The organism is Lipingzhangella halophila, from assembly GCF_014203805.1.
Classification (GTDB): domain Bacteria; phylum Actinomycetota; class Actinomycetes; order Streptosporangiales; family Streptosporangiaceae; genus Lipingzhangella; species Lipingzhangella halophila.
Genome location: NZ_JACHJT010000001.1, coordinates 3,337,413 through 3,354,181, shown reverse-complemented (window position 1 = coordinate 3,354,181; position 16,769 = coordinate 3,337,413). Strand labels below are relative to the sequence as shown.

General features: G+C 71.4%; 18 protein-coding genes. 10 read left to right on the top strand and 8 right to left on the bottom strand.

Annotated elements, in window-relative coordinates:
* Positions 1-28 precede the first annotated feature (28 nt).
* The 5 genes from F4561_RS15530 to F4561_RS15510 all read left to right on the top strand — a co-directional run bounded on the left by F4561_RS15530 (position 29) and on the right by F4561_RS15510 (position 4,178).
* Complete coding sequence (locus tag F4561_RS15530) at positions 29-838, top strand: IclR family transcriptional regulator domain-containing protein (RefSeq protein WP_184579744.1); 810 nt, start codon at positions 29-31, stop codon at positions 836-838.
* Positions 839-929: 91 nt separating this feature from the next.
* Positions 930-2,120, top strand: coding sequence for a CaiB/BaiF CoA transferase family protein (locus F4561_RS15525; RefSeq protein WP_184579742.1), 1,191 nt, complete (start codon positions 930-932; stop codon positions 2,118-2,120).
* On the top strand, positions 2,113-2,919 hold the full coding sequence (locus F4561_RS15520; protein ID WP_184579740.1) for a citryl-CoA lyase: 807 nt from the start codon (positions 2,113-2,115) through the stop codon (positions 2,917-2,919). Before F4561_RS15525 ends, F4561_RS15520 begins: the two co-directional genes overlap by 8 nt.
* 36 nt (positions 2,920-2,955) lie before the next feature.
* The gene (locus tag F4561_RS15515) at positions 2,956-3,819 is read left to right on the top strand and encodes a DODA-type extradiol aromatic ring-opening family dioxygenase (RefSeq protein ID WP_184579738.1); all 864 of its coding nucleotides are present in this window, start codon (positions 2,956-2,958) and stop codon (positions 3,817-3,819) included.
* On the top strand, positions 3,816-4,178 hold the full coding sequence (locus F4561_RS15510; RefSeq protein WP_184579736.1) for a hypothetical protein: 363 nt from the start codon (positions 3,816-3,818) through the stop codon (positions 4,176-4,178). Before F4561_RS15515 ends, F4561_RS15510 begins: the two co-directional genes overlap by 4 nt.
* 69 nt (positions 4,179-4,247) lie before the next feature.
* Here F4561_RS15510 and F4561_RS15505 read toward each other — a convergent pair whose 3' ends face one another.
* From F4561_RS15505 to F4561_RS15490, 4 genes are all read right to left on the bottom strand, one after another.
* On the bottom strand, positions 4,248-4,910 hold the full coding sequence (locus F4561_RS15505; protein ID WP_184579734.1) for a hypothetical protein: 663 nt from the start codon (positions 4,908-4,910) through the stop codon (positions 4,248-4,250).
* Between the two features lie 272 nt (positions 4,911-5,182).
* A complete protein-coding gene (locus tag F4561_RS15500) occupies positions 5,183-6,001 on the bottom strand; it encodes an SAM-dependent methyltransferase (RefSeq protein WP_376773662.1) in 819 nt (272 codons plus the stop codon).
* Positions 6,002-6,191: 190 nt separating this feature from the next.
* Positions 6,192-6,842, bottom strand: coding sequence for a response regulator transcription factor (locus F4561_RS15495; RefSeq protein WP_184579730.1), 651 nt, complete (start codon positions 6,840-6,842; stop codon positions 6,192-6,194).
* A 10-nt stretch (positions 6,843-6,852) separates the two neighbouring features.
* The gene (locus F4561_RS15490) at positions 6,853-8,085 is read right to left on the bottom strand and encodes a sensor histidine kinase (RefSeq protein WP_312885292.1); all 1,233 of its coding nucleotides are present in this window, start codon (positions 8,083-8,085) and stop codon (positions 6,853-6,855) included.
* A gap of 131 nt (positions 8,086-8,216) precedes the next feature.
* On the opposite strand from F4561_RS15490, the gene F4561_RS15485 reads away from it, so the two are divergent.
* Both F4561_RS15485 and F4561_RS15480 read left to right on the top strand, forming a co-directional pair.
* Positions 8,217-8,963, top strand: a complete 747-nt coding sequence (locus tag F4561_RS15485) for an ABC transporter ATP-binding protein (RefSeq protein ID WP_184579728.1) — start codon at positions 8,217-8,219, stop codon at positions 8,961-8,963.
* Positions 8,964-11,486: an ABC transporter permease gene (locus tag F4561_RS15480; RefSeq protein WP_184579726.1), complete on the top strand. Its 2,523-nt coding sequence runs from the start codon at positions 8,964-8,966 to the stop codon at positions 11,484-11,486.
* Between the two features lie 62 nt (positions 11,487-11,548).
* On the opposite strand, the gene F4561_RS15475 is transcribed toward F4561_RS15480, so the two are convergent.
* Positions 11,549-11,941 (bottom strand): nuclear transport factor 2 family protein, encoded by a 393-nt coding sequence (locus F4561_RS15475; RefSeq protein WP_184579724.1) that lies wholly within the window; start codon positions 11,939-11,941, stop codon positions 11,549-11,551.
* A 155-nt stretch (positions 11,942-12,096) separates the two neighbouring features.
* Between F4561_RS15475 and F4561_RS15470 the strand changes: the two genes are divergently transcribed.
* On the top strand, positions 12,097-12,660 hold the full coding sequence (locus F4561_RS15470) for a PadR family transcriptional regulator (RefSeq protein ID WP_184579723.1): 564 nt from the start codon (positions 12,097-12,099) through the stop codon (positions 12,658-12,660).
* 24 nt (positions 12,661-12,684) lie between these two features.
* On the opposite strand, the gene F4561_RS15465 is transcribed toward F4561_RS15470, so the two are convergent.
* Positions 12,685-13,446, bottom strand: coding sequence for an SGNH/GDSL hydrolase family protein (locus F4561_RS15465; RefSeq protein ID WP_184579721.1), 762 nt, complete (start codon positions 13,444-13,446; stop codon positions 12,685-12,687).
* A 392-nt stretch (positions 13,447-13,838) separates the two neighbouring features.
* Between F4561_RS15465 and F4561_RS15460 the strand changes: the two genes are divergently transcribed.
* Entirely contained in the window at positions 13,839-14,105 is a 267-nt protein-coding gene (locus tag F4561_RS15460) for an Atu4866 domain-containing protein (protein ID WP_184579720.1), read from the top strand.
* 2 nt (positions 14,106-14,107) lie between these two features.
* Positions 14,108-14,842, top strand: coding sequence for an SDR family oxidoreductase (locus F4561_RS15455; protein WP_184579719.1), 735 nt, complete (start codon positions 14,108-14,110; stop codon positions 14,840-14,842).
* Positions 14,843-14,944: 102 nt separating this feature from the next.
* On the opposite strand, the gene F4561_RS15450 is transcribed toward F4561_RS15455, so the two are convergent.
* Both F4561_RS15450 and F4561_RS15445 read right to left on the bottom strand, forming a co-directional pair.
* Positions 14,945-15,520, bottom strand: a complete 576-nt coding sequence (locus F4561_RS15450; RefSeq protein WP_184579718.1) for an NADPH-dependent FMN reductase — start codon at positions 15,518-15,520, stop codon at positions 14,945-14,947.
* A 133-nt stretch (positions 15,521-15,653) separates the two neighbouring features.
* The gene (locus F4561_RS15445) at positions 15,654-16,754 is read right to left on the bottom strand and encodes a serine hydrolase domain-containing protein (protein WP_184579717.1); all 1,101 of its coding nucleotides are present in this window, start codon (positions 16,752-16,754) and stop codon (positions 15,654-15,656) included.
* Positions 16,755-16,769: the final 15 nt, after the last annotated feature.

Below are 16,769 nucleotides of genomic sequence, written 5' to 3'. Positions count from 1 at the left end.
ATCGCCACCGAGATGGGGGAGTCGTGTTATGCCGCGTGAGGGAACCGGACCGGATTTCATCGAGTCGCTGGCCCGCGGGTTGGAGGTCATCAGCGCCTTCGACCCCGAGAGGCCCGTGATGGCGCTGACCGAGGTCGCGACCGCGACCGGGCTGGCCCGGCCCACAGTCCGGCGCATCCTGCTCACCCTTGAGGAGCTCGGCTACGTGCGCTCCGACGACCGGGGGTTCGCGCTCACCCCGCGGGTGCTGGAGCTCGGGGTGGCCTACGTGCGCTCGATGGGGCTGTGGGACGTCGCCCGGCCGCACATGCAACGACTCGTCGCCCAGACCAACGAGTCCTGCTCGATCGCCCAGCTCGACGGGTCGGACATCGTCTATGTCGCCCGCGTGGCGGTGCCGAAGATCGTCACCCTGGCCGTGCAGATCGGCACCCGGTTCCCAGCGTTGCAGACGTCGCTGGGCAAGGTGCAGCTCGCGGCGCTCTCCACGGAGGAGGCGGACCAGGTGTTGGCCGAGCCCACCCGCTCGGGCCTGGAGCCGCGGTGGCAGCCCGACCGCGCCGAACGCGACACCGAGCTGCGCGAGGTGCGCGCCCGTGGCTGGGCGCTGACCGACGAACAGCTCGCCCCGGGGATCCGTTCCGTGGCGGCGCCGCTGCGGGACGGGACCGGCCGGGTGATCGCCGGCATCAATGTCAACGCGCACGCCGCCGAGACCTCCGTCGACTGGCTGCTCGACCACCACCTGCCGCTTCTGTTGCAGACCGCGGGCAACATCAGCGCCGACTTCGCGCGCCTGGCGGAGGTGCCGCACGTGACCGTGCCCGCGGCCCCGTAGCTGCCGCGATGCTTGACAGCGTCGTGCCATGTCACAAAGAATCCGGTAAAGCGGACGTTCGTCCGCTCAGCGGACAGAAGGGTGTTTGTGCATGGTGGAGAGCGCGCCCTCGGGGGAGCGCGGCGCTGGCGGGCCACTGTCGGGCGTGCTGGTGGCCGACCTCTCCCGTGTGCTGGCGGGGCCGTACGCGACAATGCTGCTCGCCGACCTCGGCGCCGAGGTGGTCAAGGTCGAGAGTCCGCAGGGCGACGAGACCCGCGGCTGGGTGCCACCAGAGCGTGACGACGTGTCGACCTACTACCTCGGGGTCAACCGGGGTAAGCGGTCGATCGCGCTGGACCTGGCGCAGGAGGACGACGCCGGGGTCGCGCGCGAGCTGACACGCCGCGCGGACGTGGTCATCGAGAACTTCAAGCCGGGCGGGCTGGCCAAGTACGGGCTGGACTACGACAGTGTGCGCGCGTACAACGCCGGGGTCGTCTACGCGTCGATCTCCGGGTTCGGGCTGGGCGCGGGCGCGCACGTGCCGGGCTACGACCTGATGGTCCAGGCGATCTCCGGGCTGATGAGCCTGACCGGCGACCCGGAAGGGCCGCCGTACCGGGCGGGCATCTCGGTGTTCGACATCATGGCGGGCAACCACGCGGTGATCGGCATCCTGGCCGCCCTTCGGCACCGCGACGCCACCGGCCAGGGCCAGCACGTCGACGTCAACCTGCTCAGCTCGGCGCTGACCGGCATGGTCAACCACAGCTCCGCCTTTGTCGCCGGCGGGACCGTGCCCTACCGGATGGGAAACGCCCACCCCAGCGTCTTCCCCTACGAGCCGCTCCCCACCGCCGACCGCGACCTCATTGTGACGGCCGCCAACGACCGGCAGTTCCGCAAGCTGTGCGAGGCGCTGGGCATCGCGGAAGTGGCCGAGGACCCCCGGTTCGCGCACAACGCCGACCGCACCGCGAACCGCGGCGACCTGCGTACCCTCCTGGTGAAGCAGCTCGCCACGCGCGGGGCGGGCGAGTGGTTCGACATCCTCGTCGAGGCCGGGGTCCCCTGCGCTCCGATCAACACCATTGACGGCGGCTTCGCGATGGCGGAGCGGTTCGGCCTGGACCCCGTCGTCGACGCCGGGCACGGCGACCGGGCCGTCCCGACCACCCGGCACCCGATCCGGTTCTCGGAGTCGCCAGTGCACCACGAGCTGCCGCCACCCGAGCTCGACGAGCACGGCACGGCGCTGCGTAGCTGGCTGACCACCAAGGAGGAGGACGAGCGTGACTGAGCATCCCAGCTACCCGACGGCGTTGGGCGCGTCGGACCGGGAGTCGATCACCCTGCTCGGCCACGACCTCGCCGAGGACGTTATGGGCACGGTCGGCTTCGGGGAACTCGCCTACTGGTTGGCCACCCAACGGCGGCCAACCCCGGGCCAGACCCGGGTGTTCGAGGCGGTGCTCGCCGCGCTCGCCGACCACGGCTTCACCCCGACCGCGATCACCACCCGCCTCACCTACCTCTCGGCGCCGGACTCGATCCAGGGCGCGCTCGCCGCCGGGCTCCTCGGCGGCGGATCGCGGTTCCTCGGCGTCACCGAGGACACCGGCGCCTTCCTGCACGAGGTGCTGGCCGGCGCCGAAGGCGCACCGCCCACCGACGACGCCGCGTGGGACGCACTGGCCCTGGAGACCGTGCGGGCGCGGCGCGCGACCGGGCAGCGCATCCCCGGCCTGGGGCACCACGTGCACAAGGACGGCGACCCCCGCACTCCCCGGCTCATGCGGATCGCCACCGAAGAGGAGCTGTTCGGGCCGCACCTGTCGTTGTTCGCGGCGATCGGCCGCGTGCACCCGCAGGTCCTGGGCCGCGAGCTGCCGCTGAACGGGGCCGGGGTCTGCGGAGCGGCGCTGGCCGACATCGACCTGCCCATCGAGCTGCTCCGCGGGTTCGCGTTGCTGGCCCGCACCGCCGGACTGATCGGCCAGCTCGCCGAGGAGGTGCGCCGCCCCGTCGGCAACGACATCTTCCTGTCGGTGGACCAGAACAACCAGGCCGTCGACCCCGCCCCGTACACCCCCGACTGACCGCGGCGGCCGACGCCGGAAGGAGAGGAGACGCGCATGGCTCAGGTGGTCGCAATCATCGCGTCCACGCACCACCCGTTCTACTACCGCGCCAGCACCGCCACCGGCGAGGACCGCCCGGCGTTCGCCGACGAATGGGTACGCAAGATCACGGCGTTCCGGGAGACCCTGACCAGGGCCCGCCCGGACGTGCTGGTGATGGTCGGATCCGACCACTTCCACCAGCTCTGGCTGGACAACATGCCGCAGTTCCTGGTCGGTAAGGCCCCCTTCTACGACGCGAACTTCTACAACGAGGAGCGCGAGTTCGGCCTGCCGCGGATGCTGCTGAAGGGGCACGAGGACCTCTCGTCCTACGTCCTGCGGGAGGGCATCGACGCCGGGTTCGACCTGGCGTTCTCCAACGAGATGCGGATCGACCACTCGATCACCTGCCCGATCATCACGCTGCGCCCGCAGAACGACCTGCCGATCGTGCCGATCTACACCAACATCTTCGCCCCGCCCCTGCCGCGGCCGAAGCGCTTCGTCGAGCTGGGCCGGACCATCCGGCAGCTCATCGAGTCCTGGCCGGCGGACCAGCGTGTGGCGGTGATCGGTACCGGGCACCTGTCGCTGGAGCTCGGCGGGCCGCGCCAGTTCGGCCCGCACGGCCCCGACCCCGAGTTCGACCAGCGCGCGGTGGAGTGGATCTCCTCCGGTGACATCGAGGGGTGCCTGTCCGAGGTCACGCTGGACAGCCTGCACTCGCCGGGCAACGCCACCCACGGGTTCATGGACTTCATGCTCATGATGGGTGTGGCCGGCGAGGGGCACAAAGCCGACTACGTCGACACCTACGACCTGTTCCACACCATGGAGGCCTACTTCACCTGGTACCCCGACGGAGGCGCGCGGTGAGCAAGTACCTGGTCAACAAGTTCCTCTACACGGTCGACCGCGACCCGGACCTGGTCGAGCGCTACCGGGAGGACCCGCGGGGCACCGTCGAGTGGTGGGAGGACCAGGAAGCCGGCCGGATCCTCAACTGCCACAACGGTGAGGCGAGCACCTGGCTGCGTTTCGAGGACGCCGAGCGCGCCGCGCTCGCCGGCCACGACTATCCGGCACTGTTCGAGCTCGGCGCGCACCCGTTCCTCACCCTCACGCTGTTCATCGCCATGTTCGAACGCGACTACGACGAGCCGTTGGGCTTCCAGAAGGAGTACGCGCGGCGGTTGTCCCACTTCTCGCTGCCCTACCCCGACTACGCCACCTGAGCATGCGCGGGTCCCGCCCGCCGAGGGAGCGCAGCCGCGGCCCCCTCGGCGGGGGCTGGTGCGCGGGGCTCAACGGCCGGCTTGTTGGCAGGCGAAGGTCCACTGGTTGCGCTCGACAGCCTGCACGGGCTCGACAGCCTGCACCTGGGCGAGGTTCCGGAGCTCGGTGACGGTCACCGTCAACCGGTCGCCCTCCAGGCGGACCCGGCTGGGGAAGAGGTGTAGTTTATTGGGTTCCACGCTCAGCAGTCTGGCCACCTCCTCCCCGCGGAGGCTCCAGTCGAACGCGCGCAGTACGCCCTGGTCGAGCACCATGGCGGTGCCATCGGCGAGGACGACCGGGGTGGGGGGCCTCCCGGCCGAGAGCGACGGGCCGCGCTCGATCCCCCCGTCGGGGAGCAGCCGGACGACGTGCGTGGACGGCGGGGTCCTGTTGGGTTGCTCGATGACGCGGACCGTCGAGTCGGGGTCAGGGATGTAGTACCCGAAGCTGCGCCAGGACGTCAGCAAGGTGCCGTCGCGGTCGTGCAACCAGGTGTCGAAGACGTCATAGCCCTGGAGGCCCACCAGGAAGCGCCCGTTGCCCATCGGGGCCCCGCGCTCGCCGCGCAGCTCGGCGACCAGGCGCCCGTTGTGCAGATCGAGCAGCAGCGCGGGGCCGAGATAGCCCCATGGGTGGTAGTCCACCGAGTCGGTGAGCACCAGCAGCCGGTCGCCGGACACGTGCGCCATGCGGGGAGTCCCGTACAGTCGTGCCGCCAGAGCGGGGTCCCGTCCGCGCTGACACGGGTGAGCCTGTGGCCGCCGGCCTTGATCCGGGTGTCGCCCGCGGTGGCCAGTACCCCGTCTCTGGCCAGGGACTCGGCATCGTCGTAGGTAATCGTGTCGTCGAGGGGCGGGTGCGCCGTCCAGTGGTCGACAAGGGTGAACGTCCAACGCCCCATGATCGTGTCCGCACCTTCCCCGGTGGTGTCCCGCGGCCCTCGAACCCGGCCGTGCCGATGCTACGGCTTGCGGCCGAGCCCGCAGTAGGCGTCGATGTCGGCGTTGGCGGCCCCGACCTCGTAGGGCTCGGGGCGCCACAGCGGAACCGGGACGATGCCCGGCTCCTCGATCTCCAAGCCGTCGAAGAACCGACCGAGCTGCTCGGGGCTGCGCAGGTGGACCGGTGTCGGGGAGGACGCGTTCCAACGCTCGGCACTCGCGACGATGTTGTCACTGGTGTTGGTGCTGTCGCCCAGGACCAGATAGCTGCCGGACGGGAGCGCGTCCGTATAGCGCCGCACGGTCGGGTAGGCGTCCGCGTCCTCGATGTGCAGCATGGTGCCCAGGATCGTAAGGGCGATGGGCTGGGTGAAGTCCAGCAGCCCCGCGGCCTGCCGCAGAACGGTGTCGACGTCGCGGAGGTCGGAGTCGACGTAGGTCGTCCCCCCTTCGGGCGTGCTGACCAGCAGCGCGCGTGCGTGCGCCAGCACCATCGGGTCGTTGTCGACGTAGACGACCCGGCACTCCGGCGCCGCCGCCTGGACGACCTCGTGGGTGTTGCTGGCGGTGGGCAACCCGGTGCCCAGGTCGAGGAACTGGCGAATCCCGGCCTCTCTCACGAGGTGGGTTCCCACCCGGACCAGAAAGGCCCGATCGGCGCGGGCGGCCTCGACGATCTCCGGGGAATGCGCGATGACCTCGTCACCCATGACGCGGTCGGCGGGGTAGTTGTCCTTACCGCCCAACCAGTAGTTCATGACCCGCGCCGAGTGGGGGTGGCCGGTGTCGAGCAGCGGCGGCTCGGAACCGGAAAGCGCATCTTCTGCCATGGGGGACATTCTCCTGATCTGTGTCGGTGACGACTACATACCGTACGGGAGCTGAAGGGGAGTCAAGCGGCCACCCGGGGCCAGTAGCTGCCGGACCGAGGTGGGGCGGCCGGAACCGGCCGCGACCCGACACCCGCTGCACGCGCGTCCGCTGAAGCGGCCGCAGGCCGCGGGCAGCAGCGCGCTGGCCCGGGCCGGTTCAGGACACCAGCCCCGCGTCGTGGGCCAGGATCGCCACCTGCACCCGGTTGTCCAGGCCCAGCTTGGTGAGCGCGCGGCTGAGGTGCACCTTCACCGTCGCCTCGCTCACCGCGAGGGCGCTCCCGGCCTCGGCGTTGGACAACCCCCGCGCCACGGCCGTCACCACCTCGGTCTCCCGGCTGGTGAGTGCCGCGATCCGCGCGCGTGCCGCACCGGCCTTCGCGTGCCGCTCGTCGGTGAACGCACCGATCAGCCGTTTCGTGACGCTCGGGGCGAGCATGGCGTTGCCCGCGGCGACGGTACGGATGGCCGACGCGAGGTCTCCGGGGTCGGCGTCCTTCAACAGGAACCCCGCGGCGCCGGCACGCAGCGCGTTGTGCACGTACTCGTCGAGGTCGAACGTGGTCAGCATGATGACCACGGGTGCGCGGGGGAGGCGGTGGATCTCCCCGGTCGCGGCGATCCCGTCCATGGCCGGCATGCGGACGTCCATCAGGACGACGTCGAGCTGGTGCCGAGTCACGGCGGCGACGGCCTCCCGGCCGTCGCGCGCCTCCGCGGCCACCTCGATATCGTCGGTCGGCTCCAGGATTCTGCGCAGACTCGCGCGCACGAGAGCCTCGTCGTCGGCGATCAGCACCCGGATCATGGCGGCCCCTTCATTGGCGGCCCGCCGGAGCCGCGCCGGCCACCGGGAGCCGGGCCGACAGGGTGAACCCGCCGTCGTCGTCCCGGTGGGAGCTCAGCGCGCCCCCGAGGAGCTCGACGCGCTCGCGCAGCCCCACCAACCCCATGCCGCTGCCCGGTAGCGGGGCCTCCACAGGGTGCGGAGCCGCGTTGCGCACCGTGACCACCAACTCCTCCGGGCTATGGTGCAGCACGACATCGGTCCGCGCGCCGCCCGCGTGCCGGTGCACGTTGGTGAGGGCTTCCTGGACCACCCGGTAGGCGGTGCGCTCCACCAGAGCCGGCAGGTCCCCCGGTTCCCCCGTATCGTGCCGGTCGACGGGCACCCCGGCCGACCGCGACCGGTCCAGGAGCGTGTCGAGGCCTTCCAGGGTGGGCTGCGGCTCCACCGGCTCACCGGTCTCACGTGGGCCGGGGGAGTGCAGTACCCCCAGGACCTCCCGTAGCTGGGTGAGCGCCTCGCGGCCAGTGGACCGCAACGTTGCCGCGTCGGCGGCGACACCGGGATCGGAGGCGTTGGCCTGGATCGCGCCCGCCTGCATCACCATCAGCGACACCCGGTGCGCGACCACGTCGTGCATCTCCCGGGCGATGCGGGAGCGCTCCTGGACGCGGGCCCGCTCGCTGCGCGCGATCTGTTCGCGCTCCAGGTACGCGGCCCGCTCGCGCAGCCCGGCCACCACCTCCCGGCGTGCCCTGAGCCACAGTCCCACCACGATGGGCAGCACCACGAACAGCGCAACGCCGCCGAGGGCACTACGTACCGAATCCCACCCCGCCGCACCGATGCTGAGGGCCGCGCCGAGCCCCGCCGGAGCGGTCAGTACGGCACCGGCGGCCACCGCGAAGGCCACCAGGTGCGCGCGCTGCCGGAGCGTTGTCGCCGCGAAGTACGACGCGACCACGAGCGGCGGCCACATCGACAGGCCCACCTGACCGGCGAACGCGAGCGCGAACAGCGGCGCGAGCCCGCGCGGTGCCCGCCGGATGGCGGCCACACACGCCACCGCGAGCACCAGCGCCGTGCCGGCCACCGCCCAACGGTCCAGGTCGAGGAACGTTGCCGCGTCGATCTGGGACGCGTTGTCATCCACCGCTGTCCAGAGCGAGCCGGCGACGACCGCGACCGCGAGCACCACCGGCCCGGCGCGGCCGGCCAGCCACGCGACGCGCCCCTGGTCATTACTGGTTGCGGGTTGGGCCACGGGTAGAGGCTAGCCCGCGAGCCCGCCCCATGTCCTACCACGATCGTCTAACACCAGCTCCCTCGGGGAGAGCAGACGCGGTACCGGTCAGGCTGACGCGGCCCGGCCCTCCCGCGCACAGACTTGTGCCCATGACCGATACGACCGAATACGCCGTCCGCGCCGCCAACCTGGGTAGGACGTTCGGCTCCGGAGACGCCCGCGTTGCCGCGCTCGACGGTGTCGACACGCACATCCGCGCGGCGCGGCTCACCGCGATCATGGGGCCCTCGGGGTCGGGAAAGTCCACCCTGGTGCAGTGCCTTGCCGGTCTGGAACGTCCAACCACGGGGGAGGTCTGGATCGGCACCACCGAACTGTCCGCCATGGACGACGACGAGCTGACCGAGCTGCGCCGCGACCGCATCGGGTTCGTGTTCCAGTCGTTCAACCTGATCCCGACCCTGACCGCCTGGGAGAACGTAACGCTCCCGCTGGATCTCGCCGGGAGGCGCCCCGATCGCGCGCTCGCGGCGACGCTCACCGACACACTCGGGCTGCGGGACCGGTTGGACCACCGGCCCAGCCAGCTCTCCGGCGGGCAACAGCAGCGCGTCGCCTGCGCCCGCGCCCTGATCACCGAACCCGACGTGGTGTTCGCCGACGAACCCACCGGGGCACTGGACTCGGCTTCCTCGGAGGAGCTGCTCGCCCTGCTGCGGCACAGCGTGGACACCCTCGGCCGCACCGTGGTGCTGGTGACCCACGAGCCGGCCGTCGCGGCGCACGCCGACCGGGTGCTGTTCCTTGCCGACGGGCAGCTCGTCGACGAGCTGCCCGCGCCGACCGCCGACACCGTCCTCGACCGGATGAAAGCTCTGGAGAGGACGGTGGTCTGAATGCTGCGCGCGATGCTGCGCGACCTACTCGCGCACAAGGCTCGCCTGGCTATGACGCTCGCCGCGATCACCCTGGGGGTGGCCTTCGTGGTGGCGGCCTGGGTCGTGGCGGAGTCCACCGCACGCACCCTGGCCGGCGGGGACACCAGGCAGGACGTCGCGGTGGCCGTGCAGAGCACCGCCGACCCGTCGCCCCTCACCGCGGCGGACGCGGAACGCCTCGGCGCCGCCGCCGGTGTCGACAGTGCCACCGGCGTGCGCACCGGACGCTCCGGGCTCGTTGGGCCCAATGGAGAACTCGTCGGAGACGGGCTCGACCACGCCGGCTCCAACTGGGACGGCACCGGACGCTACACCCTGGTCAGTGGGCAGCCACCGCGAGACAGCGGGGAGGTCGCGCTCCGCAGCAAGGAGGCTGCGAAGGCCGGCCTGTCTGTGGGCGACCGGGCCCGAGTGGTGCTTCCCGAAGGGCGTTCGGACACCTTCACCGTTGCCGGGACGTTCCACTACCGGCCACTCGGCCCGCGGAGCACCGGCGACGGCACCACCGCCGAACCGGAACCCGTGCCGATCGTGGCCCACACGCCGGAGGCGGCACGTGACCTGTTCGGCGATCGCTTCGACCGGATCGAACTGGCCGCCGAACCGGGCAGTGCCCCGAGCGCCATCGCGGAGGACGCCGCTCGCCTGCTCGGCTCCGGCGACCACCGCGTCGCCACCGGCGCCGAGCTCGCCGACGAGGCGGAACAGGCGGCGCGGGAGACCGCTTCGAACACCCGTGACCAGCTCCTGCCGTTCGCCGCTGTCGCTCTGCTGGCGGGGGCGTTCGTCATCGCGAACACGTTCGCGACCCTGGCCGTGCAGCGGACCCGGCGCTTCGCGCTGCTGCGTGCCGTGGGTGCGCGCCGCGCCCAGGTGCGGCGGGCCGTCGTCGCCGAGGCGGCACTGCTCGGGGTGGCCGGCGCCACCCTCGGAGTATGCCTCGGTTCCGCGGGCGGGCTGCTGGCGTTCACCGCGATGGATCCCGCCGGCGCGGATTCGGGCGGTCCCGGCGCCGCGGTCCCGCCGAGCGGTATCGCCGCCGGGTACCTCGCCGGTGTCGGGGTGACCGTGCTGGCGGCGTACGGTTCGGCGCGTCGCGCCGCTGCCGTGCCGCCCATGTCCGCGTTGCGCGCCGGCGCCGAGGCGCCGGCCGCGTCCACCGCGGCGCGTTCCCTGGTTGGTGTGCTGGCGGTCCTCCTGGGAGCGGTCGCGATCACGGTTACGGCGTCGCCCAGTGTGGACGCGGTACAGCGGATCGTCGGGATCGGCGGGGCCGTCCTCGCCGTGGTCGGCTGTCTGCTGCTGATCCCGGCGGCGGTCAGGGCGGTGCTGCGTCCGCTGGCGCGGATCGCGAACCGGTACGGCGGGGTGGCCACGCGCCTGGGCCTGCGCAACGCCGCACGCGATCCGCGGCGTACCGCTGCCACCGCCTCCGCCCTGATGGTCGGGTTGACGCTGATCGGGGTGTTCGCCACGCTCAGCGCCTCGCTGACGAGCCTGGCCACCTCGTCGATCCGCGCCACACTGCCGGACACGACCACGATCGTGCGCCCGGAGGTAGCTGACGCGTCGCTCGATCCGGCGGATGTCAGCACGATCGAGGAGCTCCCCGAGGTGAGCACGGCGGTGGCGAGCGCGGACGAGCTGGCGCGGATCCGGCACGGCCAGGGGAGCGCCGAGCGGATCGTGACCGCTGTGGACCCGGACGGGTTCACCGAAGTGCTGCGTCCGGAGATCGTCGCCGGTTCGGCCGACCTGAGCCGTGGGGCGCTGATCTCCAAGAACCAGGCCGACATGCTCGGGCTCGCGCCCGGCGACGCCATCACGCTGGAGTTCGACGCGGGTGCGGAGCTCGACACAACTGTCGCGGGCACCTACGAAGGCACCGAGATGCAGGCGAGCCTCTACTACGATGCCGCCGAGGTGCCCGAGGACGCGCGGGCCGACACCACCATGGTGCATGCGACCGGCCCCGACCCCGAGGCCGCGCGCGAGGCGATCGCCGACGCGTTCGCCGACCGGCCCGACGTCGCGGTCCGCGACCGGCAGGGGCACATCGACGACCGGATCGCGCAGTTCCGGCTCGGCCTGCTGGTCAGCTACGCGATGTTCGGGTTCGCGGTCGTCATCGGAGTCTTCGGGGTGGTCAACACCCTGACGCTGGCGGTCATGGAGCGCGTTCGCGAGATCGGTGTGCTGCGCGCCGTGGGAGCGAACCGGCGGCTGGTCCGACGCGCGATCCGGGTGGAGAGCGTCGTCCTCTCGGTGTTCGGTGGGCTGCTCGGTGTCGCTTCCGGGGTGGGGGCCGGAACCGTGGTCCAGCACAGCATGCTCGGCCAGCGCCTCTCCGACGTCACGATCCCTTTCCCGCTGATCGGAGCCGCGCTTGTGGCCATGGTGGCCATCGGGGTCGTCGCGGCGGTGTGGCCCGCCCGCCGCGCCACCCGGATCGAGGTGGTCGCGGCGATCGCCGATGAGTGAGGGGGAAGCCGCGCCGCGGCCCAGGGGCGTGCCCGCCCGGGCCGCGGCCGCATCGGGGCCGTTTACCGCTCCATTGCCTCGCTGCTGATCTGCTCGAACTGCGCGCCCATCGCCTCGGCCAGAGCGTTCGCGCCGTCCAGCGGCCGAACCATGACGGTGATGTCGTCGATCAGGCCGTCGTCGTCGAAATGGAGGAAGTCGCAGCCGTGCACCTCCGTGTCGCCCACTCTGGCCTGGAACACCAACACGTGGTCTCGCCCGTCCGCGTTCGCGATCTCGCGGACGTAGCGAAAGTCCTCGAACACCCGCATAGCGCCGCGCAGGATCGCCGTAGCGAGCGCCCGGCCCGGAAACGGCGTGTTCGCGACAGGGCTGGTGAACACGACGTCCTCGGCGAGCGTCGTCCCGATCGCGGTCGCGTTCCGCGCCTCTACCGCCTCGCGGAATGAGGTCATGCGTCACCTTCTTATTCAACTCGTTGTCTAGGTGCTTCTGAGATTATGCACATCGTAGAGTGATGTCCAATGAGTAGTTGAGGGAGGGGGCGGACGTGATGGTCAACGGGTTGTTTAGGCGACAGTGGCACTAGACAGCGGGTTAACCTGGCGAGATGTCATTGCGCAATGCGGTCATGGCCGCGCTCCTGGAAGGCGAGGCATCCGGGTACGACCTGGCCAAGGGGTTCAACGCGTCGGTGGCCAACTTCTGGATGGCCACACCCCAGCAGCTCTACCGCGAGCTCGACCGGCTGGAGGCCGACGGGCTCGTCAGCGCCCGCGTCGTGCAGCAGGAGCGCAGGCCCAATAAGCGGCTGTTCACCCTCACCGACGCGGGCCGGGAGGCGCTGCGCGCCTTCACGGCATCCCCTGCCCGACCCGGCGCGATCCGCGATGAGCTCTTGGTTCGGGTTCAGGCGGTCGACACCGGTGACGCCGAGGCGGTCCAGGCGTCGATCAGGGAACGTGTGGCCTGGGCCAGAGCGAAGGTCGCCCGTTTCGAGCGGCTGCGGCTCCGGCTGCTCGCCGGACGAACGGAAGAGGAGCACCTCGCCCGCGCCGAGCGGGTGGGCCCCTACCTCACCCTCATGCGGGGCCTGGACTTCGAGCGCGAGAACATCCGCTGGGGGGAGTGGGCCATCACCGTTCTGGAGCAGCGCGTGGCCGCCGCGCGGTGAGAGGGGCGTGGACCCGCGGCGCACTCACCGCGGGTCAACGGGAAGGAGGCGCGGTCTGCGGGCGGTGCGGCCGTCCCCCGAGGACTGTCCCCGCAGGCGGCGCATCGCCCATGGCCCCAGGAAGGTCCCGGCCCACACCAGCTCGGTTCGAACGCGGCTGAGTACCGAAGCCGGGGCCAGCGCTGGGAGCGCCTCTGTCCACGAGTCGTCGCTGCCCGGCAACGCGAGGGCGTGCGCCGTGGCCGCGGCGATCCGAGCGTGGCCCAGCGAGGTGGCGTGGATGCGGTCGGCGCTCCACAGCCGGGGATCCACGGTCACCTCGTGGTGGAAGGTGTCCACGACGACGGCGCCGTGGCGGGCGCCCGCGCTCCGGATCCGCTCGTTGAGATCCAGCACCCGCGGCCCCAGCCACCGGACGAGGGGAGCGATCCGCGTGATGTCGGGGAAGGTGAACGTGACCACCTGGGCTCCCGAGTCGGCGAGCGCCGCGTAGGTCGCCTCCAGGTGCGCGGTCACCGCCGCGGCGTCGAACCTCGGCCGGACCAGGTCGTTCATCCCCGCCATGACCGTCACTAGGTCGGGCTCCAACGCCAGGGCCGGCTCCAGCTGCTCGGCGCGGACCTGCCCGGCGAGGCGTCCGCGAACGGCGAGGTTGGCGTAGCGGAAGCCCGGATGCTGGGCGGCGAGCTGCTCGGCCAACCGGTCCGCCCAGCCCCGGTACCCCGTGCGCTCGTCGCCGTCGTTCAGCCCTTCGGTCTGACTGTCGCCGAGCGCCACGTAGCGCATCCGCCCGCCTTTCATCGTCGGTTCTGCGCACAGGGTACTCGTTGCCCGTCCTCCCGGTCGGGCTGCTCAGCCGCCGCCGCGGCCCTGTTCCAGGCGTGTGTGGTAGTCGACGTTGATCCCGGTCAGGACGGCGGCCTACTCCCGGCGCGCCCCGGTGGCCCTGCGGGCGCCGTAGCTGGCCGTACCGGCATCATCCGGACGCGGGCACGAGCGGCGGGCCCGCGGAAAGCCGCCCCAGGGTGTTGCCGGTCATACCTCCGCGGTACGCGGCGGCTCGGCGTTCTTCCCGGGTGTGGCACACCCGGGAAGAACGCGCCCTGGTTGGTGGTCGCTGTCCTGACCAGACTTGTCGGCGCCGGACAGAGCCGTGCCAACACAGAGAGGAGGCGGCCATGACCGGGATTACCGACAACCGCGACGGCGGCGCCGACGTGGTCGGGATGTGGGTGACCGCGGACGGACACATCCGCCAGGAGCTGCGCCCGGACGGGCGGTACGACGAAGCCCGCGGCGGCCGGCGCAGCGCCTACACCGGCAGGTACACGGTGACTGGCAGCCATCTGGACTACGTCGACGACACCGGGTTCACCGCGACCGGCGATATTCGCGACGGCGTGCTCTACCACGGGCACCTCGTCCTCTACCGGGAGGAGAAGTAGAGATGACAGGAGCCGGCAAGGTCGTTCTGGTTACCGGGGCGAGCAGCGGGATCGGGGAGGCCACCGCGCTTCGCCTGGCTGCCGACGGCCACCGGGTCGTGCTGGGCGCACGACGCACCGGCCGTCTGGAGACGCTCGTCGCGAAGATCACCGCCGACGGCGGCACCGCGTCGTCCCGGCGGTTGGACGTCACCGACGCGGCCGATGTGCACGATTTCGTGGCCGCCGCCCGTGAGCGCCACGGGCGGGTGGACGTGCTGGTCAACAACGCCGGGATAATGCCGCTCTCGCCGCTGGCCGCGCTCAGGGTCGGTGAGTGGGACCGGATGATCGACGTGAACGTGCGGGGAGTGCTCCACGGTATCGCTGCCGCCCTTCCGGTCATGCACGACCAGGGCGAAGGCCACGTCGTAAACATCGCGTCGGTGGGCGCGTACGAAGTAGTGCCCACCGCCTCGGTGTACTGCGCCACCAAGTTCGCGGTTCGCGCGATCTCCGAAGGGCTTCGCCAGGAGTCCGCCGGTGGCATCCGGGTCAGCCTCGTCTCCCCGGGGGTGACGGAGTCGGAGCTGGCCGACTCGATCTCCGACCCGCGCGCCCGCGAGGACATGAAGACCTACCGGTCCGTGGCCATCCCCGCCTCCGCGATCGCGGACGCGATCGCGTACGCGGTCAGCCAACCCGCCGAGGTCGACGTCAACGAGATCGTGGTACGCCCCGCCGCCAGCGCCCAGTAGCGATGGGCGTTCCGCCGAGCCGGTCGCCACCGTCCCCGGCGACCGGCTCCCGGGCTCCCGGGAGTCCGGGAGCCGGCCCGGCACGGTGGCCCGTGCCCGTGCTCACGGCGTGTAGGGGGTGCGGGCGCGGGCGGCGCGCAGCGCGTGGGCCCACCAGCCCAACTGGTCCAGGAACTTCTTGGCGGCGCCGTCGATCGGCTCGCCGTCCGAGGTCGCGCCGTTCTTGTCGAAGTGTTCCCAGAAGTTGGCGAAGCTGACGGTGTCGCGGATGGTGGCCGCATGGACCTCGTTGAAGACGAGGCGTAGCTGCTCCACCGCGTGCAGCCCGCCGCCGATACCGCCGTAGGACACGAACCCCACGGGTTTGGCGTTCCACTCGTGGTGGTACCAGTCGATTGCCGTCTTCAGGGGTGCCGGATAGCCGCGGTTGTATACCGGGGTAACCACGATGAACGCGTCGGACCGGGCCAAGCGGGGCTGCAGCTGCCGCACCGGCTCGGGTGCGGGCCTGCTCAGCGTCTCGGGAAGCGCCGCTTCCTTGAGGTCGATGACGTCGACGTCCCAGTCTTCCCGCTGCCGGGCCTGTGCGGCGATCCACCGGGCCGGAGTGGGCCCGAACCGGTTGTCGCGGGTGCTGCCGATGATCACGGCGATGTTCAGGGTGCGATCGCCAGGCATAGAGGTGCCTCCCGTTGTTCGGTCATGCGGAGCCGGGACCACTGCCTCGTTGTGCCCCCTGCGCTGTCGGGATCGACCCTAAAATCTGAAGTTCACTTGAGGTCAACCATTCGGTGGGCTCGGCCGGCGCCGCTCACCCACTGCCGCGCGCCGCGTTGGCGATGCCGAGGGTCAGGTCCGCCTGGATCAGCGCGAGATCCCACTCGCCATCCAGGGCGGCGTGGTTGCTGGCCCAGAACACCCCCACGTCCTCGTCCAGGAGCCGCGCGGTCACCGCCAACGAGCGTTCGTTGGCCCCGTCATGGGCGGCGATACGGCCGTAGCCCGGCTCCGAGGTGATCATCCAGCCGTACCCGTAGTGGGTGTCCTCGCTGTCGTCCTCCGCGACGTGCGGGGAGAACATCGCGTCCTTGGCGGCCTGGTCCAGGACGTCCTCGCCATCGAGCGCGGCGTGCCAGCGCAGCATGTCCCGTGCGCTGGAGAGCAGCCCGCCGTTGCCGCGCAGGTTCCAGTACGGCCCGTCGGAAGCCCAGGGGTGCTCGAAGGGGGCGCCCCGCGCGGCGCCCCGCCTGTCGTGCTCCACCGCCACCTGTCCCGGACTCCAGCGTGGGCGCACGTACCCGGTATCCGTCATCCCCGCCGGCGCGAACAGGTGCTTGGCGAGGAACTCCTCGTAGCCCATGGCCGACGCTTCCTCGACGATCGCGGCCAGCAGGCTGTAGCCGAGGTTGGAGTAACGGTGCTCGGCGCCGGGCCGGGACAGCAGCTCCGACGCCATGGCGCCGGCCACCATGTCCTCCCGGGACAACGGCTCGTAGTCGTCGCCGAGCTGGTCGGGCAGGCCGGAAGTGTGGGTGAGCAGGTGGTGGATGGTGATGGCGCGCTTGTCCGCGGGCGCCCCTCCCAGATGGTCGCGGATCGGGTCATGCACATCGAGGGCGCCCATCATCTGCAGCTTCATGACCGCGGCGGCGGTGAAAGACTTGGTCACCGAGCCGATGTCGTACACCGTCGAGCACTCGGCGCGCACCGCCTCCCGCGCGTCGGCCAGGCCGATGCCCTGGCAGGTGACGCGCTCGCCGTCGCGGATCGCGGCCACCGTGCCGCTGGAGCCCTCTGGCCAGTTCGCGCCGAGGAACTCCTCGACCGAGGAGGTGTCGGGTGCGCAGGACGCCAGCACCGCAACGGTGGCGGCGGCCGCGAGGACGCGGTAGGAGCGGGTGGTGCGGTTCATGGCGTTCCTCCCAGA